Raw genomic sequence first — 24,834 nt, 5'->3', positions numbered from 1 at the left:
CCCGTAATGTGGCGCATCTGGTCGCCTCCCGCGCCGGGATGCGGCCACCCGCGCCACGTTTGGCGGGAGCGTGTGTGGGGGTGCCGTGATGTGGCACATCCGACCCCGCGCGCCTCGCTGCCTGCGATGTGGCGCATCTTGCCGCTTCGCACGCCGGGATGCGGCGACTTCAGCCACCTTCCGCACCCGCGAAGTCGGCGCCCCGTCGCCGCGCGCCCCGTCGCCGCGAGCCCGGCGACACATGCGCGGGCCGGCATGGCGACGGTCCGTAGAATGTGCGTGGGCGGATCCGCCCGACGTCCCCAGGAGTGATCGTGGCCCTGATCGTGCAGAAATACGGCGGCTCGTCCGTCGCCGACGCCGAGAGCATCAAGCGCGTCGCCAAGCGCATCGTCGACACGCGCCGTGCCGGCCACGATGTGGTCGTCGCCGTCAGCGCCATGGGTGACACCACCGACGAGCTGCTCGACCTCGCCAACGAGGTGGCACCGATCCCGGCGCCCCGCGAACTCGACATGCTCCTCTCCAGCGGAGAGCGCATCTCGATGGCGCTGCTCGCCATGGCGATCCACTCCATGGGCTTCGAGGCGCGCTCGTTCACCGGCAGCCAGGCCGGCATGATCACGGATGCCAAGCACGGCGCCGCCCGCATCGTCGACGTCACCCCGGTGCGCCTGCGCGAGGCCCTCGACGAGGGCGCCATCGTCATCGTCGCCGGATTCCAGGGCTTCAACCGCGACACCCGTGACATCACCACGCTCGGCCGCGGCGGTTCCGACACCACCGCGGTCGCACTGGCGGCGGCGCTCGACGCCGACGTGTGCGAGATCTACAGCGACGTCGACGGCATCTTCACCGCCGACCCGCGGGTGATCCCGCGCGCCCGCAAGCTCGACACCATCTCCAGCGAGGAGATGCTCGAGCTCGCCGCGAACGGCGCGAAGGTGCTGTACATCCGCGCCGTCGAGTTCGCGCGCCGCCACGGCGTGCTCATCCACGCCCGGTCGACGTTCACGTCGTCCGAGGGCACCTACGTTCTGGGCGAGGGCATGAAGAACCCCCGCGGACCCGAGGGAGCAGCCATGGAAGAACCGATCGTCGCCGGCGTCGCCACCGACCTCACCCAGGCGAAGATCACGGTCGTCGGCGTGCCGGACGTCCCCGGCAAGGCCGCCGAGATCTTCACCGTCGTGGCGAAGTCCGGCGCGAACGTCGACATGATCGTGCAGAACGTGTCGGCGGCGTCCACCGGCCGCACCGACATCTCGTTCACCCTGCCGAAGGCCGACGCCCCCGCCGCACTCAAGGCGCTCGCCGGCGACCAGGGCGAGATCGGCTTCGAGAACCTCATCCACGACGACCAGATCGGCAAGCTGTCGGTCGTCGGTGCCGGCATGCGCACGCACTCCGGCGTCTCGGCGACGCTGTTCGAGGCGCTGCGCGACACCGGCATCAACATCGAGATGATCTCCACGTCCGAGATCCGCATCTCGGTGGTGCTGCGCGGCGCCGACCTGGTCGAGGCGGCCCGTGCCGTGCACACCGCCTACGGACTCGACAGCGAGATCGAGGCCGTCGTGCACGCCGGCACCGGTCGCTGACACCGCCGCGCCCTGACGGATGCCATGACGCATCCCGTACCCCGGCGCACGCGGTAGACTCACCGCAACCCTGACACCGGCGCCGGGCGCAGCAACCGCAACCTGGGGCTGAGCCTGGCGCACCGTCTCCACGCCAAGGATCCCCCATGACCCGTATCTCCGACTCTGGACTCTCCGTCGCCATCGTGGGCGCCACCGGACAGGTGGGCACCGTGATGCGCGAGATTCTCGCCGAACGGTCGTTCCCGATCCGGGAGCTGCGCCTGTTCGCCTCGGCGCGCTCCGCCGGGAAGGCCATCGACTTCGCCGGCACGCCGGTGATCGTCGAGGACGTGGAGACGGCCGACCCGGCCGGCATCGACGTCGCGCTGTTCTCGGCCGGCGCCACCGCCAGCCGTGCGTACGCCCCGAAGTTCGCCGGCGCCGGTGCCGTCGTCGTCGACAATTCCAGCGCGTGGCGGATGGACCCCGAGGTGCCGCTGGTCGTCAGCGAGGTCAACCCGGATGCCGTCGACGAGCGTCCCCGCGGCATCATCGCCAACCCGAACTGCACCACCATGGCCGCCATGCCCGTGCTGAAGGCGCTGCATGACGAGGCGGGCCTGGAGCGGCTGATCGTCTCGACGTACCAGGCCGTCTCCGGCTCCGGCCTCGCCGGCGCGCAGGAGCTGCTCGGCCAGGTGGAGGGCGTGCTCGCGCAGGGCGACACGCTGCGGCTGGTGCACGACGGCTCCGCCGTGGACTTCCCGCAGCCCGAGAAGTACGTCGCCCCGATCGCCTTCGATGTCATCCCGCTGGCGGGCTCGATCGTCGACGACGGCGACAACGAGACCGACGAGGAGAAGAAGCTCCGCAACGAGAGCCGCAAGATCCTCGGCCTGCCCGACCTGCGGGTCGCCGGCACGTGCGTGCGCGTTCCCGTGTTCACCGGCCACTCGCTGTCGATCCACGCGGAGTTCGCGAACGAGATCACGCCCGAGCGGGCGCGCGAGGTGCTGGCATCCGCTCCGGGCGTCGTCCTCGAAGAGGTGCCGACCCCGCTGCAGGCGGCAGGCAAGGACCCGAGCTACGTCGGGCGTATCCGTGCCGACCAGTCCGCGCCCGAGGGCAAGGGCCTGGTGCTGTTCATCAGCAACGACAACCTGCGCAAGGGCGCCGCACTGAACGCCGTGCAGATCGCGGAGCTGCTGGCCGGTCGCCTGGCTCCCGTCTCCGCCTGACCACGCACTCCAGGCGGGGCCCCGGGGGCGGCAGGGGGCGTCTCCGGGGCGAACTAGACTGGACGGGTGACTGAAACCGTCGACGTCGTCCTGATCGGTGGGGGCATCATGTCCGCCACGCTGGGTACCCTGCTGCACGAGCTGCAGCCGGACTGGAAGGTGATCGCCTTCGAGCGTCTCAGCGATGTCGGGCAGGAGAGCTCGAACCCGTGGAACAACGCGGGCACCGGCCACGCCGCCCTGTGCGAGCTGAACTACATGCCCCAGGGCAAGGACGGCTCGCTCGACCCAGCGAAGGCCGTGTCGATCAACGAGCAGTTCCAGCAGAGCCGGCAGTTCTGGTCGTCGCTCGTAGAGCGCGGCGTCCTCGACGCCCCCTCCACGTTCATCAACTCCACCCCGCACATGACCTTCGTGCGCGGCGAGAAGGACGTCGCCTACCTCAAGGCCCGCTACGAGATCCTCAAGGACCAGCCGCTGTTCGAGGGCATCGAGTACAGCGAGGACTCCCGGGTCATCAACAAGTGGGCGCCGCTGCTCATGCAGAAGCGCCGCAAGGGCGAGCCGTTCGCCGCGACTCGGGTGCCCGCCGGCACCGACGTCGACTTCGGCGCCCTCACGCACCAGCTGTTCGACCACCTCGCCGACCAGGGGGTGCAGGTGCGCACCGACCACGAGGTGCGTCGCCTGAAGAAGCAGAAGGACGGCACCTGGCTGGTCAAGTACCGCAACCGCATCGGTGGCACCCCGGGCGAGATCAAGGCGCGGTTCGTGTTCGTCGGTGCCGGTGGCTGGGCGCTCAAGATGCTGCAGGGCTCCGGCATCCCCGAGATAAAGGGGTACGGCGTCTTCCCGATCGGCGGCCAGTTCCTGAAGACCACCAACCCGAACATCGTCGCGCAGCACAAGGCGAAGGTGTATTCGCAGGCGTCCGTCGGCGCGCCGCCCATGTCGGTGCCGCACCTCGACGCCCGCGTCGTGGACGGGGAGTCCTCGCTGCTGTTCGGGCCGTTCGCCACGTTCAGTCCGAAGTTCCTGAAGCACGGCTCCCTGCTCGACCTGGTCACCCAGGTCCGCACCCACAACCTGTGGCCGATGCTGCGTGTCGCGATCGCGAACCCCGACCTCATCACCTACCTGGTGGGGGAGCTGCTGAAGAACCACCGCAAGAAGGTCGACAGCCTTCGGGTGTTCATGCCCACGGCGAAGGACGAGGACTGGGAGCTCATCCAGGCCGGTCAGCGCGCACAGGTGATGAAGAAGGACCCCGAGAAGGGCGGCATCCTGCAGTTCGGCACTGAGGTGGTCGCCGCGCAGGACGGCACGATCGCGGGTCTGCTCGGCGCCTCGCCGGGTGCCTCCACAGCCGTGCCGATCATGCTCGACCTGCTGCGTCGCTGCTTCCCGGACCGCTACGCGAGTTGGGAGCCGACCTTGCGCGAGCTCATCCCGACGTACGGCGAGAAGCTGAACGAGGATGCCGCGAAGGCGGAGGACTCCATGCGGCGAACGGCGGAGACGCTGCAGCTCAGCGCGTGACGCCTGCTCCTGACGCCTCTCCCTGACGCGGATGCCGGGGTGGATCCCGGTCCGCGCCAGGGGCAGCGGCCGCCTCAGGCGGCGAGCTTCTCGCGCAGGGCCGCGACGTGCCCGTTCGGATCGACCCGGTACTCGGCGTGCTCGATGCGCCCGTCGGCGTCGATGACGAAGGTCGAGCGCAGCACACCGGTGACCGTGCGGCCCTCGATCTGCTTCTCGCCCCACGCGCCGTACGTCTTCGCGACCTGGTGGCCCGGGTCGGACAGCAGGGGGAAGTCCAGGCGGTCCTCCTCGGCGAAGCGCGCGAGCGTGTCGAGGTCGTCGCCGGAGACCCCGACGACCTCGTACCCGGCACCGCGCAGCGAGGCGAGGTTGTCGCGGAAGTCGCACGCCTCCGTGGTGCACCCCGGGGTGAAAGCGGCGGGGTAGAAGTAGAGGATGAGCCGGCGCCCGGCGAAGTCGCCGAGTCGCACGGTGCGCCCCGTCGCGTCGGTGAGGGCGAAGTCGGGTGCGGGCGAGCCCGCGAGCAGTTCTCCGTCGGCCACGATGCCTCCAGTTCCGTGATGTGAAATAAAGCTTCTGTGCTCCGGAATCTACGATAGCAGGGTGGATGCCGGATGCAATGCCAGTATGCGCCTCCGGGGGTCACCCGCGGCCGTCGTACGGCATTCCGGTCGCCGTCACGACCAGCTCGTGCACCGCCACGTCCAAGGGGAGGTCGGCGACATCGGCGATCAGCCGCGCGGCGTGTGCCACGTCGAACGACGGCTCGCGCCGGCGACTGCCGTCGGCCTGCAGTGCCCCGGCGTCGTCGCCGATCCCTGCGAGCAGCTCGGTGGCGGCATTGCCGATGTCGATCTGGGTCGCCGTGACGCCGAAGGGCCGGCCGTCCAGCGCGATCGACCTGGTGAGCCCCGTGACGGCGTGCTTCGTGATCGCGTACGCCGCCGAGCGCGGCCGCGGCCTGTGCGCAGACACCGAGCCGTTGTTGATGATCCGCCCGCCCTGGGGGTCCTGCTCCCGCATGCGCCGGAACGCCTCGCGGGCGCACAGCAGCGAGCCGGTGACGTTCACCGCGAGGACGGCCTGCCAGTCGGCATCCGACAGCTCGTCGACGCGCGCCTGCGGGCCGAACGAGCCCGCGTTGTTGAAGAGCAGGTCGATCCGCCCGAAGCGCTCGCCCACACGTGCGAAGGCGTCGGTGACCTCGTCGGCGCGGGTGACATCGCAGGGGAGAGTCACGGCCTCGCCGCCCGCGGCGCGGATGACGGATGCCGTCTCCTCGAGGGTTCGCGCCGTGCGGCCGAACAGCGCGACCGTCCACCCGCGGCGGGCCAACTCGAGTGCGGCCGCGCGGCCTATCCCTGTGCCGGCTCCTGTGACGATCGCGGTGCGGCGGGGTGCCTCGACTGCGGACATGTGGACTCCCTTCGAAGGTTGTCGTCGTAGCCTCTCATAGAGGTTCCACTTGACTCCGTGGCGAGAGGATGGTTCACTCTTTCACACACAACGGAATAACATTTCCGTAAAGTGGAATCTAGGGGAAGGTAAGCAATGACGCTTGCAGCGTTCAATCAGCTGTCGCCGGCGGAAGCGGATGCACTCATCCGTCCGAGCGCCGACATCGACCGCTGGGTGGAGGCCGTCGTGGCGGCTCGTCCGTACTCCAACGTGGAGGAGGTGCTGTCGGCCGCCCGTGAGCGGGCGCTCGACTGGACGGACGAGGACATCGACGCGGCGCTGGCGCATCATCCGCGCATCGGCGAGAGGGCGAGCGGGAGCTCGACCGAGGCCGGCATGTCGCGCGGTGAGCAGGCCGGTGTCGATGCGAGCGACTCGGCGCTGGCCGACGAGCTCCTCGCGGGCAACCGCGCTTACGAGGAGCGCTTCGGCCGTGTCTTCTTGATCAGGGCGGCGGGCCGCAGCGGTCGGGAGATTCTCGACGAGCTGAACCGTCGCCTGCGCAACACCGACGAGGACGAGATCAGGGAAGTGGCCGAACAGCTTCGCCAGATCGCGCTCCTCCGACTGGAAGGGATCCTCCGCGCATGAGTCACGTCACCACGCACATCCTCGACGCATCGATCGGCCGCCCGGCCGCCGACGTCGCCGTCGTGCTCCAGGACGTGGACGGCGCGGTCGTCGCTTCCGCCCGCACCGACGCGGACGGACGCGTGAAGGACCTCGGCCCCGAAACGCTCGAGCCGGGCCACTACCGGCTGCGCTTCGAGGTGGAGGACTACTTCGCGCGCAGCGGCACCGATGCCTTCTATCCCGTCGTCACGATCGACTTCACGATCGCCGACACCGAGCAGCACTATCACGTACCGCTACTCATCAGCCCGTTCGCATATTCAACCTACAGGGGTAGCTGACATGACCATCGTCGAGAACACCGAAGCCACGACCACCGGCCAGACCGGATCCAGGGTCGTCCTGGGCGACAGCCAGTACGGAAAGGCAGAGGTCCACGTCGTCCGCGTCACGCGCGACACCGACCGTCACGAGATCGAAGACCTCACGGTCGTCTCGCAGCTGCACGGCGACTTCGACTCGTGCTACTACGAGGGCGACAACTCCCACGTCGTCCCCACCGACACCCAGAAGAACACCATCTTCGGCTTCGCCCGTGACGGGATCGGATCGCCCGAGGAGTTCCTCATCCGCCTCGGCAACCACTTCACCGGCGAGTTCGACTGGGTGACCGGCGGCCGCTGGGGCGCCCGTCAGGTGACCTGGGCCCGCATCCCGGTCGCCGGCGAGGACCACGACCACGCGTTCTTCCGCGGCGGCACCGGCGCCGAGACCCGCACCGCCATCGTCAAGATCGTCGACGGCAAGACGCACGTCGTCGCCGGCCTCGAGGACCTCGCCGTCCTGAAGACCACCCAGTCGGGCTTCGTCGGCTACCCGGTGGACCGCTACACCACGCTGGCGGAGACCACCGACCGAATCCTCGCCACCGATGTCACCGCGCGCTGGCTCTACAACCGCACCGACATCGACTTCAACGCCGTGTTCGAGTCCGTGCGCACGATCCTGCTCGAGACCTTCACCAACCACTACTCGAAGGCCCTGCAGGAGACCCAGTACCTGATGGGCAAGGCCGTTCTCGAGGCGCACCCCGAGATCGACGAGATCAAGTTCTCGATGCCGAACCTGCACCACTTCGTCGTCGACCTCGAGCCGTTCGGCCAGGACAACCCGAACGAGGTGTTCTACGCGGCGCACAGCCCGTACGGACTCATCGAGGGCACCCTGCGCCGCGAGGGCCTGGGCGACACCGCCGCCATCTGGCAGGGCATCCCGGCCTACGTCTGAGGCCAGACGGTCGTCTCGGTCCCATGAGGCCGTCCGCGGCCGGCGCGTCACCGACGCCCGGCCGCGGACGAGCCCGCCCGCGCACGTCTGCGCGGGCTCCATCGCGCCTGTGCGCGACCCTCGCGCCTGTGCGCGACCGCAGGCGGTGCCGTGTGCACCGCCGTGCCGACAAGGAGGTCAGCAGCAATGAGCAAGAACCACAAGACCGTGCCGGGAACCATCGACGTCACCGGATCACCGGAGGACGAGCGACTGCCGATCGGGCGGACGTTCATGTACGGACTCCAGCACGTCCTCACCATGTACGGCGGCATCATCGCGCCGCCCATCATCATCGGCGGCGCCGCCGGTGTGTCCGACGCCGAGAAGGGACTGCTGATCGCGTCCTGCCTCTTCATCGGCGGTCTCGCCACCATCCTGCAGAGCGTCGGTGTGCCGTTCTTCGGATCCAAGCTCCCGCTGGTGCAGGGCACCTCGTTCGCCGCCGTCGCGACGATGCTCGCCATCGTGAACGGTGGAGCGGGCCTGCCCGGCGTCTTCGGCGCCGTGCTGGTGGCGTCCGTGATCGGATTCCTGATCACGCCGTTCTTCGCGATGATCATCCGCTTCTTCCCGCCGGTGGTCACGGGCGTCGTGATCACCGCGATCGGGCTCTCGCTCATCCCGGTGGCCGGCAACTGGATCATGGGCGGCAACGCCCAGAACGAGGACTACGGCTCGATGGCCAACGTCGGCCTGGCGGGCCTGACGCTGCTCATCATCGTCGTGCTCTCCAAGTTGGGAAGCGCCACGATCTCGCGCCTGTCGATCCTGCTCGCGCTGATCATCGGCACCGTCATCGCCATCCCGCTCGGCATGGCCGACTTCTCGTCGGTGCTGGAGGGCCCGGTCTTCGCGATCCCGATGCCGCTCGCCTTCGGCGCGCCGACCTTCGACATCGCCGCGATCATCTCCATGTTCGTCGTCGTGCTGGTGATCCTCACCGAGACCACGGCCGACATCCTGGCGGTCGGCGAGATCACCGGCGCCCGCGTCGATTCCCGCCGCATCGCCAACGGCCTGCGCGCCGACATGGTCTCCAGCGCCGTCTCGCCGCTGCTCAACTCGTTCACGCAGAGCGCGTTCGCCCAGAACGTCGGCCTGGTCGCCATCACCGGCGTGAAGAGCCGGTTCGTGGTCACCGCTGGCGGAGTGATCCTGGTCATCCTCGGCGTGCTGCCGGTGCTCGGGCGGGTGGCAGCGGCCATTCCGATGCCGGTCCTCGGTGGCGCGGGCATCGTGCTGTTCGGCACCGTGGCGGCATCCGGCATCCGCACCCTGTCCAAGGTCGACTACGGCAACAACATGAACCTCGTCATCGTCGCCGCCTCGCTGGCCTTCGGCATGCTGCCGGTCGTCAAGGGCGACATCTACCACCAGTTCCCCGACTGGTTCGAGGTCATCTTCCACTCCGGCATCTCGTCGGCCGCGATCATGGCAGTCCTGCTGAACCTCATCTTCAACGAGCTGCGCCTCGGCAACGCCAGGAAGAACGCCTCGGTGTTCGTCGCCTCACCGCCCCGCATGGTCCGTGAGGACGAGCTGGAGGCCCTCGAGGACGGTGACACCTTCGTGGGCGGCAAGCTCATCGCCGCGGACGGCACCGAGGTCCCGGTGGTCCGCAAGAACGCCGCCGGCGCCGAGACCACCTCCATCCACATCAGCTCCATCGACCGCGTCGTGCCGGACACGCCCGCCCAGGGCACCCGCACCGTACGCAGAAAGGGCTTCCGCCGATGACGGCTCCCCTCGACTCCGCCCTGCTCTCCGACACCGCAGACATCGATCCCGGCGAGACCGCGGAATGGCTGGAATCCATCGACGGCCTGCTCGCCGTCGGCGGACGCGAGCGCGCACAGCGCATGATCGAGGCGCTCGCGGCCCGGGTGGGCGTGGAACGCGCGCGCGCCGCGCTCACCACCGATTACGTCAACACCATCCCGGCGTCGTCCGAAGGGCCGTACCCGGGTGACGAGCAGGCGGAGCGCCGCTACCGCGCCTGGATCCGGTGGAATGCCGCTGTCATGGTGCATCGGGCCCAGCATCCGTCCACCGGCGGCGTCGGCGGTCACATCGCCACCTACGCCGGAGCGGCGACGCTGTACGAGGTGGGTTTCAACCACTTCTTCCGCGGCAAGGACCACCCCGGCGGCGGGGACCAGGTGTTCTTCCAGGGGCACGCCTCGCCCGGCATGTACGCCCGCTCGTTCGTCGAGGGGCGGCTGAACGAAGCCGACCTGGACGGGTTCCGTCAGGAGCGTTCCCGGGAGGGGCACGGACTGCCGTCCTACCCCCACCCGCGGCTGAAGCCGCAGTACTGGGAGTTCCCGACGGTGTCGATGGGCATCGGGCCGATGAACGCCATCTACCAGGCGCAGTCGAACCGCTACCTGCAGGCGCGCGGCATCAAGGACACCTCCGACCAGCACGTCTGGGCGTTCCTCGGCGACGGCGAGATGGACGAGCCGGAATCCCGCGGTCTGCTCCAGCTCGCCGCCAACGACGGGCTGGACAACCTCACCTTCGTGATCAACTGCAACCTGCAGCGCCTGGATGGTCCCGTCCGCGGCAACACGAAGGTGATCCAGGAGCTCGAGGCGTTCTTCCGTGGTGCGGGCTGGAACGTCATCAAGGTGATCTGGGGTCGCGAATGGGACGCGCTGTTCGAGCGCGACGTCGATGGCGCCCTGGTCGACCTGATGAACCGCACGCCCGACGGCGACTTCCAGACCTACAAGGCCGAGTCGGGGGCGTTCGTCCGCGAGCACTTCTTCGGGCGCGACCCGCGGACGCTGGCGATGGTCTCTGATTACTCCGACGATGACATCTGGAACCTGCGCCGCGGCGGGCACGACTACCTCAAGGTGTACTCCGCGTACAAGGCGGCGATGGAGCACAAGGGGCAGCCGACCGTCGTGCTCGTCAAGACGGTGAAGGGCTACACGCTCGGTCCCAGCTTCGAGGGGCGCATGGCGTCGCACCAGATGAAGAAGCTGTCGCTGCAGGACATGAAGGACTTCCGCGACCTGCTGCGCATCCCCATCCCGGATGCCGAACTCGAGGCCGACCCGTACCGGCCGCCGTACTACCGTCCGGCGCCCGGGACTCCCGAACTCGACGACATGCTCGAACGCCGCCGCGCGCTGGGCGGCTCGGTGCCGGAGCGGCGCTCCCGGCACACCGCGATCTCTCTACCGGACGAGAAGGTGTACACGTCGGCGAAGAAGGGGTCCGGGGCGCAGCTCGCCGCGACCACGATGGCGTTCGCGCGTGTGCTGCGCGACATCCTCCGCGACAAGGAGGTCGGTCACCGGATCGTGCCGATCATCCCCGACGAGGCGCGCACGTTCGGCATGGACGCGTACTTCCCGACGTCGAAGATCTACAACCCACGCGGCCAGAACTACATGTCCGTGGACCGCGAGCTGCTGCTGGCATACAAGGAGTCCGAGGCCGGGCAGATCCTGCACGTCGGCATCAACGAGGCGGGTGCCGTCGCGGCCTTCACCGCCGCGGGCACGGCGTACGCCACGCACGGCGAGCCGCTGATCCCGGTGTACGTGTTCTACTCGATGTTCGGGTTCCAACGCACCGGCGACTCGTTCTGGGCCGCGGCCGACCAGATGGCGCGCGGATTCGTCATCGGCGCCACCGCGGGGCGCACCACGCTGACGGGTGAGGGTCTGCAGCACGGCGACGGTCACTCGCCGCTGCTGGCATCCACCAACCCGGCCGTGGTGTCCTACGACCCGGCGTACGGCTACGAGCTGGCGCACATCGTGCGCGCCGGATTCGAGCGGATGTACGGCGGGCAGCATCCCGACCCGAACGTCATGTACTACCTCACGGTGTACAACGAACCGATCGCGCAGCCGGCCGAGCCGGACGGGGTCGACGTGGACGGCATCCTGCGCGGTATGCACCGCGTGGCGACGGCGGACCGCGAGGGTGTGCCGGCGCAGCTGCTGGCCTCCGGCGTCGCGGTGCCGTGGGCGATCGAAGCGCAGCGGATCCTCGCCGAGGAGTGGGGCGTCGCGGCCGACGTGTGGTCGGTGACCAGCTGGAACGAGTTGCGCCGCGAGGCACTGGACGCCGACAGCGCGGTGCTGCATGCGGGCGAGGCCCGCGAGCCGTACGTCACGCGCCGGCTGCGCGAGGGCAGCGGGGGACCGGTCGTCGCCGTCAGCGACTACATGCGCCAGGTGCAGGACCAGATCGCGCCGTACGTCCCGGGTCGCTACCTGTCGCTGGGGACCGACGGGTTCGGCTTCTCGGACACCCGTGCGGCCGCGCGCCGGTTCTTCCGGGTGGACGTGGAGTCCATCGTGGTGCGCACCCTCGAGGCACTCGCCCTGGACGGCAAGGTCGACGCGGACGCGCCGCGCCAGGCCGCCGAGCGCTACCGCCTGCAGGACGTCACGGCGGGGCGTACCGGTACCGCCGGGGGCGACGCGTAACCGCCGCACATGGAAAGAGGGGCCGGCGTCGTCGACGCCGGCCCCTCTTTCCATGTCCGCTCAGGCGGTGCGGCTCATCTCGCGGCCGATCGCCTCGGCCGCGGAGAGCAGCAGCGGCACGGCGCGCTCGCCGAAGGCCTCGTCGACGCGGGTCTGCGGCCCCGACACCGAGACGGCGGTGGGGGTGGGGGCGCCGGGGATGGGCACCGCGTAGCAGCGCACGCCGATCTCCTGCTCGTTGTCGTCGATCGAGTAGCCGCGGCGGCGGATGTCCTTGAGGTGCTCGAGCAGCTGATCGGGGTCGCCGATGCTGTGCTCGGTCGCCCGCGGCATCCCCACCCGCGTCACGATCGAGCGGACGGTGTTCTCGTCGAGCTGGGACAGGATCGCCTTGCCGACCCCGGTGTCGTGGGTGTGCGCGCGGCGGCCGATCTCGGTGAACATGCGTACGGAGTGCGGCGAGGGCACCTGCGCGACATACAGCACCATGTCGCCGTCGAGCACCGCGAGGTTCGCGCTCTCCTGCAGCGTGCGCACCAGGTCGGCCAGATAGGGTTCGGCGATCTGGCCGAGCTGGCGGTTCGCGCCGTCGCCGAGGCGGATGAGCCGAGGGCCGAGCGCGTACCGGCGGTTGGGCAGCTGGCGCACGTATCCGCGGCCGACGAGGGTGCGCAGCAGCCGGTGGATGGTCGGTGGGGGCAGTTCGGTGCGGTTGGCCAGTTCGGAGAGCGTCTGCGTCCCCCCGGCATCGGCCATCAGGTCGAGGAGCTCGAAGGCGCGCTCGACGGACTGCACGCCTCCCGTGGTCCGTTCAGTCATGGGTTCTCCTCCTGAAGGAGTCGGTTGCGGCGTATCCGCGTTCGTTCTACAATCATTCCACAACGTAGAAGCAAAACTCCACTTCGTGGAAAAACTAGGTCTCAACCGCATCGGCGGGCGGGCCTGCGCCGATCAAGGAGGATCCTATGGCCAACCCCAGTCCCGGATATTCAATCACCGTCCGCGTCGAGGCGCCCTCGAGCTACCAGGTCACCAGCGAACTGGCGGCCGCCGTCGGCGCCGCGGGCGGGCAGGTCACCGCCCTGGACGTCGTCGAGTCGCATGCCGACCGCATGGTGGTGGACGTCACCGCCAACACCTCGTCCCCCGAGCACGCGGACAGCGTCGCGGACGCCATCCGCGGCATCCAGGGCGTCACCGTCGAGCACGTCAGCGACCGCACCTTCCTCATCCACCTCGGCGGCAAGCTCGAGGTCGTGCCGAAGGTCGAGCTGCGCAACCGCGACGACCTGTCCCGCGCCTACACCCCCGGTGTGGCCCGTGTCTGCCGCGCCATCGCGGACGACGAGAAGCTGGCCCGCAATCTCACCGTGAAGCGCAACACCATCGCGGTCGTCACCGACGGTTCTGCGGTGCTGGGCCTGGGCAACATCGGCCCCTCGGCCGCCCTGCCGGTGATGGAGGGCAAGGCCGCCCTGTTCAAGCAGTTCGCGGACGTCGACGCCTGGCCGGTCTGCATCGACACCCAGGACACCGACGAGATCGTCAAGATCGTGAAGGCCATCGCCCCGGTCTACGGCGGCGTGAACCTCGAGGACATCGCCGCGCCTCGCTGCTTCGAGATCGAGGCACGCCTGCGCGAGGAGCTCGACATCCCGGTGTTCCACGACGACCAGCACGGCACCGCCATCGTCGTGCTCGCCGCCCTCAACAACGCGCTGCGCGTCGTCGACAAGAAGATCGAGGACATCGAGGTCGTGGTCTCGGGCGTCGGCGCCGCCGGCCACGCCGTCATCCAGCTGCTGCTCGCCGCGGGTGTCCGCAAGATCGTCGCGGCCGGTCGCAACGGTGCCATCGCCCGCGGTCAGGAGCACGCAGACGAGCACCGCCGCTGGATCGCGGAGAACACCAACGAGCAGGGTCTGACCGGCTCGCTGAACGAGATCGTCGCCGGTGCGGACGTGTTCATCGGCGTGAGTGCTCCCGACGTGCTCACCGAGGAGGCCGTCGCCACGATGGCGCCCCGCTCCATCGTGTTCGCCCTCGCGAACCCCGACCCCGAGATCGACCCGGTCAAGGCCGGCCGTCACGCCGCGGTGGTCGCCACCGGCCGCAGCGACTACCCGAACCAGATCAACAACGTCCTCGCGTTCCCCGGCGTGTTCCGCGGGCTGCTCGACGCCGGCGTGAACGACGTCACGACCGAGATGCTCGTGGCGGCCGCCGCGGCGATCAGCAGCAACGTGAGCGACGAGGAGCTCAACGAGAGCTACATCATCCCCAGCGTGTTCGACCGCGATGTCGCACGCGACGTCGCGGACGCGATCGTCGCCGTCGCCGAGCGCGACCGCGAGCGCCAGCAGCACGAGACCGCCGCAGCGGTCTGAGACAGGAGCACCACCATGACCATCGAGATCATCGCACCCTCACCCGCGGCTCGCGCGGACGAGATCCTCACCCCCGATGCCCTCGCGTTCGTCGAGGAGCTGCACGAGCGCTTCGCCGGCCGCGTGCCCGAACTGCTCGGCCGCCGCCGTGAGCGCCGCGAGGAGATCGCCCGCACGCACACGCTCGGGTTCCTGCCGGAGACGGCCGACGTCCGCGCAGGCGACTGGCGCGTCCCGGAGCCGCCGGCCGCGCTGCGCGACCGCCGCGTCGAGATCACCGGCCCCGCCACCCCCGCCAAGATGGCGATCAATGCCCTCAACTCCGGCGCCAAGGTGTGGCTGGCCGACCTGGAGGACGCCTCCGCCCCCACCTGGCACAACGTCATCGACGCGCAGGTCAATCTGAAGGACGCCGCGCGCGGCACCCTCTCCTACACGGCGCCGGAGGGCAAGGAGTACGCGCTCCGGACCGACGCCCCGCTCGCGGTCGTCGTGGTCCGCCCGCGCGGCTGGCACCTGCCCGAGCGTCACCTCCGCTACGAGGGGGAGAGCGCGGTGGGCGCGCTGGTCGACTTCGGCCTGCACTTCTTCCACAACGCCAAGCTGCTCTCGGATGCCGGTCAGGGGCCGTTCTACTACCTGCCGAAGATGGAGAGCCACCTCGAGGCGCGCCTGTGGAACGACGTGTTCAGCTATGCGGAGGACGCGCTCGGCATCCCCGCGGGCACGATCCGCGCGACCGTGCTGATCGAGACCATCACGGCGGCGTTCGAGATGGACGAGATCCTGTACGAGCTGCGCCCGCACGCCTCCGGCCTCAACGCCGGCCGCTGGGACTACCTGTTCAGCATCATCAAGAACTTCCGCGACGCCGGCGAGGCGTTCACCCTCCCCGACCGTGCCCAGGTGCAGATGACCGCCCCCTTCATGCGCGCCTACACCGAGCTGCTGGTGCAGACCTGCCACAAGCGCGGCGCGTTCGCGATGGGCGGCATGGCCGCGTTCATCCCGAACCGTCGCGAGCCCGAGATCACCGCCCAGGCGATCGAGAAGGTGCGCGCCGACAAGCAGCGTGAGGCCGGCGACGGCTTCGACGGCTCCTGGGTGGCGCACCCCGACCTCGTGCCGGTGTGCCGTGAGGTGTTCGACGCGGTCCTCGGCGACAAGCCGAACCAGATCGACCGCCAGCGCCCGGACGTGTCGGTCGACGGTCCCGAGCTGCTCGACGTGCGCTCGGCCGGCGGCTCGGCCACCCTGGAGGGACTGCGGATGAACCTGTACGTCGCCGTGGCGTACACCGCCGCCTGGCTGGGTGGCAACGGTGCTGTGGCGATCCACAACCTCATGGAGGACGCGGCCACGGCCGAGATCTCGCGCTCGCAGGTCTGGCAGCAGATCCGCAACGGCGTCACACTCGACACCGGCGAGACGGTCACCCGCGACCTCGTCGAGCGGATCCTGGACGAGGAGGTCGAGCGCCTGCGCGGAGAGGTCTCCGACGACGACTTCGACCGCCTCTACCTGCCCGCCTCCCGTCTGGTGCGCGACATCGTGCTCTCCGAGGAGTACTCCGACTTCCTCACCAACGGGGCGTACGAAGAGGTCGTGCTCCGATGACGGCCGCCGCAGCGATCGGCATCACCGGCACGCTCGACGACGGTGACTACGCCGACGCCGACGCCGCGCTCGCCGCGACCGACCGGCTGCTCGTGGAGAGCTACCCGGGCGACACCGGCACGCGTCAGCCGATTCACACCGTGTACATCCCGGGCGACCGCTACCGCGCGGGCATCGCCGGCGAGTGGGGTGCCGAGGCACTGCAGGCCGTGGAAGCGGCCGGCGGCCTCGACTCGCTCGCCGAGGAGCTCACCGGCGGGACCGCGGATGCCGGGATCATCGCCTCCCGCGTCGCGGCGAAGCTCCGCTCCGAGCCGATCGAGGACCTGCGGATCGACTTCGAGGACGGCTTCGGCGACCGTGGCGACGAGGCGGAGGACGCCGCCGTCGTGGCGGCGGCCGAGGCGCTCGCCGACGACGTGGCCGCCGGCACCGCGCCGCCGTTCGCCGGCATCCGCTTCAAGTGCTTCGAGGCGCCGACCCGGCGCCGCGGCATCCGCACCCTCGACCTGTTCCTGACGACCCTCGCCGGCCGTGGGGAGCTGCCGGAGGGGCTGATCCTCACCCTGCCCAAGGTGACGACGGTCGACCAGGTGCGCACCATGGTGACCCTGCTCGGCCGCCTCGAGGAGCGACTCGGCCTCGCGCCGCGGCGCCTCGGCTTCGAGGTGCAGGTGGAGACGCCGCAGCTCATCCTCGCCGCGGACGGCACGGCGCCGGTGGCGACGCTGCTGCACGCGGGGGAGGGGCGCATCACCGGGCTGCACTACGGCACGTACGACTACTCGGCATCCCTCGGGGTGTCGGCGGCCTACCAGTCGATGGAGCACCCGGCCGCCGACCACGCGAAGGCCGTCATGCAGGTGGCCGTCGCCGGCACCGGCGTGCGTCTCAGCGACGGGTCGACGAACGTCATCCCCACGGGCGACGCCGAGCAGGTGCGGGCCGCGTGGCGGTTGCACGCGCGGCTGGTGCGCCGCTCCCTGGAGCGGGCGTACTACCAGGGCTGGGACCTGCACCCCGGCCACCTGCCCAGCCGGTTCATCGCCAGCTACGCGTTCTTCCGCGACGGCCTGGACGGCGTCGCCACCCGGCTGCGCAACTACGTCCAGCAGAACACCGACGGCTTCCTCGACGAGCCGGCGACGGCCCGCGCCCTCGCCGGGTTCCTCGTGCGCGGCGTGCAGTCCGGTGCCGTGTCCGCCGACGAACTGCGCGAGCGTGTCGGCATCGACGAGCCGTCGCTCGTCGCCCTGGCTCACCCCCGACGCTCCTGAGAGGACCTCCATGCCCACCACCACCCGCACGTACTACACCCCCGCCGGCGGTCTGCCGCCGCAGACCGACCTGCTCACCGACCGTGCGGTCGTCAAGCTGGCCTACACGTTCATCCCGAAGGGCGTGCTGCGCGACATCGTCACCAGCAGCCTCCCCGGCTTCACGAACACCCGGGCGTGGATCATCGCCCGGCCGACGCCGAGCTCGGCGACGACGTTCTCGCAGCTCATCGTGGAGATCGCTCCCGGTGGCGGCGCGCAGAAGCCCGAGCAGGAGGCCGGCGTCGAAGGCGTCGTGTTCGTCACCACCGGCCGGCTGACGCTCACCCTCGAGGGCGAGCGGCACGTGCTCGAGGAGGGCGGCTACGCGTTCCTCGCCCCGGGCGCGAACTGGTCGCTCGCGAACGAGGGCGACGAGATCACCAGCTTCCACTGGATCCGCAAGGCGTACGAATGGCTCGACGGCGTCGACGCCCCCGCGTCCTTCGTCACGAGTGACAAGGACATCGAGCCGGTCTCGATGCCCGACACCGACGACGTGTGGGCCACCACCCGCTTCTCGGACGCCAACGACATGGCGCACGACATGCAGGTGAACATCGTGACCTTCCAGCCGGGCGGGTCGATCCCGTTCGCCGAGACGCACGTGATGGAGCACGGCCTCTTCGTGCTGCAGGGCAAAGCGGTGTACCGCCTCAACGACGACTGGGTGGAATGCGAGGCGGGCGACTACATGCTGTTGCGGGCGTTCTGTCCTCAGGCCTGCTATGCGGGCGGTCCGGAGCCCTTCCGGTACCTGCTGTACAAGGACATGAACCGGCAGATCAAGCTCACCTGAGCCCCCTGCCGATGAAGACGCCGTCCGCTTCGTGCGGGCGGCGTCTTCGCGTCAGCGCAACCCGATGCACAGGGTTGACACGATCCCGGGACTGCCCGTACGCTTTTCATTACAAGGAACTTTTCTTCCACGATTCGAAATCAAGGATGATCTCATGAGCTACACCGTCAACGCCTCGATTCTGCTGACCGAGCTGCCGATCCTGGAGCGTCCCGCCGCGGCCAAGGCCGCAGGCTTCGACGCCGTCGAGTTCTGGTGGCCCTTCGCGAGCGCCGTTCCCGCGCAGGATGAGATCGACGCCTTCGTCGCCGCGATCGAGCAGGCCGGCGTCCAGCTGACCGGGCTCAACTTCTTCGCCGGCGACATGCCCGCAGGCGACCGCGGTCTGGTCTCCTGGGTCGGTCGCGAGGACGAGTTCCGCGCCAACGTCGACGTCGTCGTCGCGATCGGCGAGCGTCTCGACACCAAGGCGTTCAACGCCCTGTACGGTCTGCGCCAGGAGGGCGTCTCGGAGCAGGAGCAGGACGACCTGGCCGTCGAGAACCTCGCGATCGCCGGCCGGGCAGTGGCCCGCATCGGCGGCGTCGTGCTGCTCGAGCCGGTCAGCGGCGCCGACGCCTACCCGGTGAAGACCGCCGCCGACGCGCTGCGGATCATCGAGCGCGTCCGCACCGAGCACGGCGTGGACAACATCCGCCTGCTCGCGGACTTCTACCACCTCGCCGTCAACGGCGACGACGTCCCGGCCGTCATCGAGGCGCACGCCGCCGAGTTCGGCCACATCCAGATCGCCGACGCCCCCGGGCGCGGTGAGCCCGGCACCGGCGACCTGCCGCTGCAGGCCTGGATCGACCGCAGCCGCGAGCTCGGCTACGACGGCCGCGTCGGTCTGGAGTACAAGGCCACCGGCGACGCGCCGTTCGCCTGGCTCGACGCGACCGCCGCCGCGCGCAACTGACCGCCCCCGCACAGGACACCCGAAAGGCACTCGACATGACCAGGATCGCGTTCATCGGACTCGGCATCATGGGCCTGCCCATGGCCAAGAACCTCGTCAAGGCCGGCTACGACGTGACCGGCTTCAACCGCAGCACGGAGCCGATCGACAAGCTCGTCGATGCTGGCGGCAATGGCGCCGCCAGCATCGCGGATGCCGTGAAGGACGCCGACGTCATCATCACCATGGTCCCCGATTCGCCCGACGTCGAGGGCGTCGTGCGCGGTGAGGGCGGCGTGTTCGCCAACGCGAAGCCCGGTGCGCTGTGGATCGACAACTCGTCGATCCGCCCCGACGTCGCCAAGGAGCTCGCCGAGGAGGCCGTCGCGGCCGGTTTCGGCGCCGTGGACGCTCCCGTGTCCGGCGGCGAGCAGGGCGCCATCGACGGCGTCCTGTCGATCATGGTCGGCGGCAGCCCGGACGACTTCGCGAAGGCGGAGCCGGTGCTGAACGCCATCGGAAAGACCATCGTCCACGTCGGCCCCGCCGGTGCCGGGCAGACCGTCAAGGCGGCCAACCAGCTCATCGTCGCCGTGAACATCCAGGCCCTCAGCGAGGCGATCGTCTTCCTCGAGGCGTTCGGGGTCGACACCGCCGCAGCGCTCACCGTGCTCGGCGGAGGCCTCGCCGGGTCGAAGGTCCTCGACCAGAAGGGGCAGAAGATGCTCGACCGCAGCTTCGACCCCGGTTTCCGTCTCGCCCTCCACAACAAGGATCTGGGCATCGTCACCTCCGCCGCGCGCTCCGTCGGGGTCACCGTCCCCCTCGGCTCCGCTGTCGCTCAGCTCGTGAACGCCCTCGTCGCCCGCGGCGACGGCGGCCTCGACCACTCCGGGCTGTTCAAGCTCACCTCCGAACTCTCCGGCCGCGACTGACGCGGACCGGATCCCACCTCCCGGTCGTCGAGCGAGCGGAGCGAGACGAGACGGCGCCAGCGCGTTTCGTCTCGTCGCTCCGCTCCTCGCTCAACGACCGAAAGAACAAAGGACTTCCCATGACTCGCATGCGCGCAGTGGACGCCATCGTCCAGATCCTCGTGAAGGAGGGCGCCACGGAGGCGTTCGGCCTTCCCGGCGCCGCCATCAACCCGCTCTACGACGCGATGCGTCAGAACGGCGGCATCCGCCACACCCTCGCCCGTCACGTCGAGGGCGCCTCGCACATGGCCGACGGCTACAGCCGCACCGGCGACGGCCGCATCGGCGTGTGCATCGGCACCTCCGGCCCCGCCGGCACCGACATGATCACCGGCCTGTACGCCGCGATCGCCGACTCCATCCCGATGCTGTGCATCACCGGCCAGGCGCCGGTGGCCAAGCTCGACAAGGAGGACTTCCAGGCGGTCGACATCGCCTCGATCGCGAAGCCCGTGACGAAGTTCTCCAAGACGGTGCTCGAGGGCGCCCAGGTGCCCGGCGTCTTCCAGACCGCCTTCCAGATCATGCGTTCCGGCCGCCCCGGCCCGGTGCTGATCGACCTGCCGTTCGACGTGCAGATGACCGAGATCGAGTTCGACATCGACACGTACGAGCCGCTGCCGGTGGCCAAGCCCGTCGCCACGCGCGCGCAGGCCGAGAAGGTGCTCGACATGCTGATCGCCTCGAAGCACCCGGCGATCATCGCCGGTGGCGGCGTCGTGAACTCCGGTGCCTCCGCCAAGCTCGTCGAGCTTGCCGAGACGCTCGGCGTGCCCGTCTTCCCGACCCTGATGGGCTGGGGTGCGATCGCCGACGACCACCCGCTCGCCGCCGGCCTGGTCGGCATCCAGACCTCGCAGCGCTACGGCAACGCCAGCTTCCTGGAGTCGGACTTCGTGCTCGGCATCGGCAACCGCTGGGCGAACCGCCACACCGGGGGACTGGATACCTACCGCAACGGCCGCACCTTCGTGCACGTCGACATCGAGCCCACCCAGATCGGCCGCGTGTTCGCGCCCGACTACGGCGTGGTCTCCGACGCGGGCGCGTTCATCGACGCGCTGCTCGAGGTCGCCCGCGAGCGCGTGACGACCCTGCCCGACTACTTCGCCTGGGCCGAGGAATGCCGCGGGCGCAAGGCGCGCCTGCTGCGCAAGACCAACTTCGACAACGTCCCGATGAAGCCGCACCGCGTCTACCAGGAGATGCTGTCGGCGTTCGGCCACGACACCACCTACGTCACCACGATCGGCCTGTCGCAGATCGCCGGCGCGCAGCTGCTGCACGTGTACGGCCCTCGCCAGTGGATCAACGCCGGCCAGGCCGGCCCGCTGGGCTGGACGCTGCCGGCCGCGCTCGGTGTCGTCCGCGGCAAGCCGGGCGAGCAGGTCGTCGCGCTGAGCGGCGACTACGACTTCCAGTTCATGATCGAGGAGCTCGCCGTCGGCGCGCAGCACAAGCTGCCGTACATCCACGTCGTGGTGAACAACAGCTACCTCGGCCTGATCCGCCAGTCGCAGCGCGCCTTCGAGATGGACTACGAGGTCTCGCTGGCCTTCGACAACATCAACACCCCGCAGGACTCCTCCAGTGTTGCCACCGGCTACGGCGTCGACCACGTGAAGGTCGCCGAGGGCCTGGGCTGCAAGGCGCTACGGGTGGAGCGTCCCGAGGACCTCGCCGCCGGCTTCGCCGAGGCGGAGCGCCTGCGTGACGAGTACCAGGTGCCGGTGGTCGTCGAGGTCATCCTGGAGCGCGTCACCAACATCGCCATGGGTGCGGATCTCGACACCATGAACGAGTTCGAGGATCTCGCCGTGACGCCGGAGGACGCGCCCGAGGCCGTCTACGCGCTGCTCGACTGACGCGCGGAGGTCACTCGTGCGCATCGTCATCGCCCCCGACAAGTTCAAGGGGTCGCTGTCCGCCGAGGAGGTCGCGCAGGCCGTCGCCGACGGTCTGCGCGACGCCCTCCCGGATGCCGAGATCGAGCTCGCTCCCGCCGCCGACGGCGGAGAGGGCACGGTCGACGCGGCCGTCGCGAACGGGTTCGCCCGGCACGTCGCCATGGTCTCAGGGCCGCTGGGTGCGCCCGTGGCCGCCGCGTGGGCGCAGCGGGACGACGTCGCCGTCATCGAGATGGCGGCGGCATCCGGCCTGGAGCTGCTGCCACCGGCGGAGCGGGACGCGCTGCGCGCGTCGTCGCGCGGCACGGGCGAGCTGATCGCCGCCGCCCTCGCTCACGGCGCCCGGCGTATCGTGCTCGCCGTGGGCGGCTCTGCGAGCACCGACGGCGGCGCCGGGATGCTGGCGGCGCTGGGTGCACGTCTGCTCGACGCGCACGGCAACGACGTGCCGGATGGTGGGGGAGCGCTCGGCAGCGTGCGCCGAGTCGACCTGACCGGCCTCGACCCGCGGCTCGCGGATGCCGAGATCGTGCTCGCCAGCGACGTGGACCACCCGCTGCTGGGGGCGCACGGTGCCGCGCGAGTCTTCGGCCCGCAGAAGGGCGCCTCGCCGGAGGACGTCGAGCTGCTCGACGCCGCACTGGCCGTCTTCGCGGACGCGCTGGAGGCGGCATCCGGTGTCGCGGCGCGGGATCTCGCCGGTGCTGGGGCGGCGGGAGGCGTCGGTTTCGGTGCGCTGGCGGCGCTGGGCGCCAGCCGCCGAGCCGGCGTGGATGTCGTCCTCGAGCTCACCCGTCTCGCCGAGCGTCTGCGGGGGGCGGACCTCGTCGTGACAGGGGAGGGCTCGCTGGACGAACAGAGCCTCGGTGGGAAGACACCCATCGGGGTGGCGCGCACGGCGGCGACCGCGGGGGTGCGGGTCGTCGCCGTGTGCGGCCGCACTCTGCTCGATGAGCAGCGCTGGCGGCAGGCCGGCTTCGCCGACTGCCTCGCCACCAGCGACCGCGCCGTGGACACCGCATCCAGCATCCGCGACGCCGCGCTGCATCTCCGGGCCATCGGCCGCGACATCGCGGCGCGACATCTCGCGGTGAGTCCGCGACACTGATCAGAGACCATTCGAAAGGAGCGACCGTGTCGTCGCAGACCGAACAGGACCAGGACCGCGTCTCCGTCCTCCCCCAGGAGCGCTACGACCTCGTCATCCGCGGGCAGCGGGTGCTCACCACCTCCGGCATCCGCCCGCGCGAGGTCGGAGTGCGCGACGGCGTGATCGTCGCGCTGCAGCCGCTCGGCAACAACCTCGAGGGCGACGAGGTCGTCGAACTCGCCGACGACGAGACCCTCATCCCTGGCCTCGTCGACACCCACGTGCACGTGAACGAACCGGGCCGCACCGAGTGGGAGGGCTTCGCGTCCGCCACCCGCGCGGCCGCCGCCGGTGGCGTCACCACGATCGTGGACATGCCGCTGAACAGCATCCCGCCGACGATCGACGTCCCCGCGCTGGAGGAGAAGCGCGCCGTCGCCCGCGAGCAGGTGCACGTCGACGTCGGGTTCTGGGGCGGCGCGGTGCCCGGCAACACCGCCGAGCTGCGCAGCCTTCACGACGACGGCGTGTTCGGGTTCAAGTGCTTCCTGCTGCACTCGGGCGTCGACGAGTTCCCGCCGCTCGACGCGGACGAGATGGAGCACGACATGCGCGAGCTGGCGTCCTTCGACTCCGTCATGCTCGTGCACGCCGAGGACTCCAGGGCCATCGACCGCGCGCCGTCGCCGGAGGGCGACGACTACGCCAAGTTCCTCGCCTCCCGCCCGCGCGGCGCCGAGAACATCGCGATCGCCGAGGTCATCGAGCGCGCCCGCTGGACCGGTGCCAGGGCGCACATCCTGCACCTGTCGTCGTCCGACGCGCTGGCGATGATCCGCAGCGCGAAGAACGACGGCGTCCGCCTCACCGTGGAGACCTGCCCGCACTACCTCACGCTCACGGCGGAGGAGATCCCGGTCGGCGGCACGCAGTACAAGTGCTGCCCGCCGATCCGCGAGGCCGGCAACCGCGAGCTGCTGTGGGAAGGGCTCATCGACGGCACGATCGATTTCGTGGTGTCGGACCACTCGCCCTCCACGCTCGACCTCAAGGACCTCGAGAACGGCGACTTCGCCGTGGCCTGGGGTGGCGTCTCCTCGCTGCAGCTGGGGCTGTCGCTGATGTGGACCGAGGCGCGCCACCGCGGACTGGACCTCGAGACGGTCGTCTCGTGGATGAGCGAGCGGCCTGCCCAGTTCGCCGGGCTCACCGGCAAGGGGCGCATCGCGCCCGGCTACGACGCCGACCTGGCCGTGTTCGCCGCCGACGACGCGTTCGTCGTGGACGTGTCGAAGCTGCATCACCGCAACCCGATCACGCCCTACGCCGGGCGGGCACTCGCCGGTGTGGTCCGCCGCACGTACCTGCACGGCGAGGTCGTCGACGGCGTCACGCCCCGGGGCCGCCTGCTCCGTCGCGGCATGATCGACTGACCGGGGCACTCTCTCCCTCACTCCCTCCCCTTTTCAGGCCCGTTTGGGGCGGATTCTCGCGTTTGGGGCGGTTGACAACCGCCCCAAACGCGAAATCCCGCCCCAAACCCGTCGAGGTGGGCCCAAACCCGTCGAGGTGGCCCCAAACCCGTCGAGGTGGGCCCAAACCCGTCGAGGGGCCACGTCGAGGGGGC

The 24,834-nt window shown here is 69.9% G+C and carries 20 protein-coding genes; 17 read left to right on the top strand and 3 right to left on the bottom strand.

Annotated elements, in window-relative coordinates; translation table 11 throughout:
* Positions 1–314: 314 nt before the first annotated feature.
* From RIF65_RS07190 to RIF65_RS07180, 3 genes are all read left to right on the top strand, one after another.
* Positions 315–1,601, top strand: a complete 1,287-nt coding sequence (locus RIF65_RS07190) for an aspartate kinase (RefSeq protein WP_309065433.1) — start codon at positions 315–317, stop codon at positions 1,599–1,601.
* A gap of 146 nt (positions 1,602–1,747) precedes the next feature.
* Positions 1,748–2,821 (top strand): aspartate-semialdehyde dehydrogenase, encoded by a 1,074-nt coding sequence (locus tag RIF65_RS07185; protein ID WP_309065432.1) that lies wholly within the window; start codon positions 1,748–1,750, stop codon positions 2,819–2,821.
* Between the two features lie 66 nt (positions 2,822–2,887).
* Positions 2,888–4,360 carry a malate:quinone oxidoreductase gene (locus tag RIF65_RS07180; protein ID WP_309065431.1) on the top strand — a complete coding sequence of 491 codons (1,473 nt, stop codon included), beginning with the start codon at positions 2,888–2,890 and terminating at the stop codon, positions 4,358–4,360.
* Positions 4,361–4,434: 74 nt separating this feature from the next.
* On the opposite strand, the gene bcp is transcribed toward RIF65_RS07180, so the two are convergent.
* Together bcp and RIF65_RS07170 are read right to left on the bottom strand one after the other, a co-directional pair.
* Positions 4,435–4,905: a thioredoxin-dependent thiol peroxidase gene (bcp, locus tag RIF65_RS07175; RefSeq protein ID WP_309065430.1), complete on the bottom strand. Its 471-nt coding sequence runs from the start codon at positions 4,903–4,905 to the stop codon at positions 4,435–4,437.
* A 100-nt stretch (positions 4,906–5,005) separates the two neighbouring features.
* Positions 5,006–5,779, bottom strand: a complete 774-nt coding sequence (locus RIF65_RS07170) for an SDR family oxidoreductase (RefSeq protein WP_309065429.1) — start codon at positions 5,777–5,779, stop codon at positions 5,006–5,008.
* A gap of 135 nt (positions 5,780–5,914) precedes the next feature.
* On the opposite strand from RIF65_RS07170, the gene uraD reads away from it, so the two are divergent.
* The 5 genes from uraD to aceE all read left to right on the top strand — a co-directional run bounded on the left by uraD (position 5,915) and on the right by aceE (position 12,177).
* Positions 5,915–6,412, top strand: coding sequence for a 2-oxo-4-hydroxy-4-carboxy-5-ureidoimidazoline decarboxylase (gene uraD, locus RIF65_RS07165; RefSeq protein WP_309065428.1), 498 nt, complete (start codon positions 5,915–5,917; stop codon positions 6,410–6,412).
* A complete protein-coding gene (gene uraH / locus RIF65_RS07160) occupies positions 6,409–6,735 on the top strand; it encodes a hydroxyisourate hydrolase (RefSeq protein ID WP_309065427.1) in 327 nt (108 codons plus the stop codon). The genes uraD and uraH overlap by 4 nt, the downstream gene beginning before the upstream one ends.
* Position 6,736: 1 nt before the next feature.
* Positions 6,737–7,681 carry a factor-independent urate hydroxylase gene (gene pucL / locus RIF65_RS07155; protein WP_309065426.1) on the top strand — a complete coding sequence of 315 codons (945 nt, stop codon included), beginning with the start codon at positions 6,737–6,739 and terminating at the stop codon, positions 7,679–7,681.
* A 186-nt stretch (positions 7,682–7,867) separates the two neighbouring features.
* Positions 7,868–9,460: a nucleobase:cation symporter-2 family protein gene (locus RIF65_RS07150; RefSeq protein WP_309065425.1), complete on the top strand. Its 1,593-nt coding sequence runs from the start codon at positions 7,868–7,870 to the stop codon at positions 9,458–9,460.
* Entirely contained in the window at positions 9,457–12,177 is a 2,721-nt protein-coding gene (aceE, locus tag RIF65_RS07145) for a pyruvate dehydrogenase (acetyl-transferring), homodimeric type (protein ID WP_309065424.1), read from the top strand. Before RIF65_RS07150 ends, aceE begins: the two co-directional genes overlap by 4 nt.
* Positions 12,178–12,237: 60 nt before the next feature.
* On the opposite strand, the gene RIF65_RS07140 is transcribed toward aceE, so the two are convergent.
* Complete coding sequence (locus RIF65_RS07140) at positions 12,238–12,996, bottom strand: IclR family transcriptional regulator (protein ID WP_309065423.1); 759 nt, start codon at positions 12,994–12,996, stop codon at positions 12,238–12,240.
* Between the two features lie 146 nt (positions 12,997–13,142).
* Here RIF65_RS07140 and RIF65_RS07135 point away from each other — a divergent pair, with 146 nt between their 5' ends.
* From RIF65_RS07135 to allB, 9 genes are all read left to right on the top strand, one after another.
* The gene (locus RIF65_RS07135; protein WP_309065422.1) at positions 13,143–14,564 is read left to right on the top strand and encodes an NAD-dependent malic enzyme; all 1,422 of its coding nucleotides are present in this window, start codon (positions 13,143–13,145) and stop codon (positions 14,562–14,564) included.
* A 15-nt stretch (positions 14,565–14,579) separates the two neighbouring features.
* A complete protein-coding gene (gene aceB, locus RIF65_RS07130) occupies positions 14,580–16,181 on the top strand; it encodes a malate synthase A (protein ID WP_309065421.1) in 1,602 nt (533 codons plus the stop codon).
* Positions 16,178–17,458 carry a DUF6986 family protein gene (locus RIF65_RS07125; RefSeq protein WP_309065420.1) on the top strand — a complete coding sequence of 427 codons (1,281 nt, stop codon included), beginning with the start codon at positions 16,178–16,180 and terminating at the stop codon, positions 17,456–17,458. Before aceB ends, RIF65_RS07125 begins: the two co-directional genes overlap by 4 nt.
* 10 nt (positions 17,459–17,468) lie before the next feature.
* Complete coding sequence (locus RIF65_RS07120; protein WP_309065419.1) at positions 17,469–18,296, top strand: bifunctional allantoicase/(S)-ureidoglycine aminohydrolase; 828 nt, start codon at positions 17,469–17,471, stop codon at positions 18,294–18,296.
* 154 nt (positions 18,297–18,450) lie between these two features.
* The gene (locus tag RIF65_RS07115; protein ID WP_309065418.1) at positions 18,451–19,254 is read left to right on the top strand and encodes a hydroxypyruvate isomerase family protein; all 804 of its coding nucleotides are present in this window, start codon (positions 18,451–18,453) and stop codon (positions 19,252–19,254) included.
* Positions 19,251–20,168: a 2-hydroxy-3-oxopropionate reductase gene (locus tag RIF65_RS07110; RefSeq protein ID WP_309065518.1), complete on the top strand. Its 918-nt coding sequence runs from the start codon at positions 19,251–19,253 to the stop codon at positions 20,166–20,168. Before RIF65_RS07115 ends, RIF65_RS07110 begins: the two co-directional genes overlap by 4 nt.
* A gap of 119 nt (positions 20,169–20,287) precedes the next feature.
* Positions 20,288–22,075 carry a glyoxylate carboligase gene (gene gcl, locus RIF65_RS07105; RefSeq protein WP_309065417.1) on the top strand — a complete coding sequence of 596 codons (1,788 nt, stop codon included), beginning with the start codon at positions 20,288–20,290 and terminating at the stop codon, positions 22,073–22,075.
* A 16-nt stretch (positions 22,076–22,091) separates the two neighbouring features.
* The gene (locus tag RIF65_RS07100) at positions 22,092–23,225 is read left to right on the top strand and encodes a glycerate kinase (RefSeq protein WP_309065416.1); all 1,134 of its coding nucleotides are present in this window, start codon (positions 22,092–22,094) and stop codon (positions 23,223–23,225) included.
* 26 nt (positions 23,226–23,251) lie between these two features.
* On the top strand, positions 23,252–24,640 hold the full coding sequence (allB, locus tag RIF65_RS07095) for an allantoinase AllB (RefSeq protein ID WP_309065415.1): 1,389 nt from the start codon (positions 23,252–23,254) through the stop codon (positions 24,638–24,640).
* The last annotated feature ends 194 nt before the right edge of the window (positions 24,641–24,834 follow it).

It is taken from the genome of Microbacterium sp., from assembly GCF_031180975.1.
In the GTDB taxonomy this organism is placed as follows: domain Bacteria; phylum Actinomycetota; class Actinomycetes; order Actinomycetales; family Microbacteriaceae; genus Microbacterium.
This window is presented reverse-complemented; position numbering and strand designations above follow the sequence as displayed.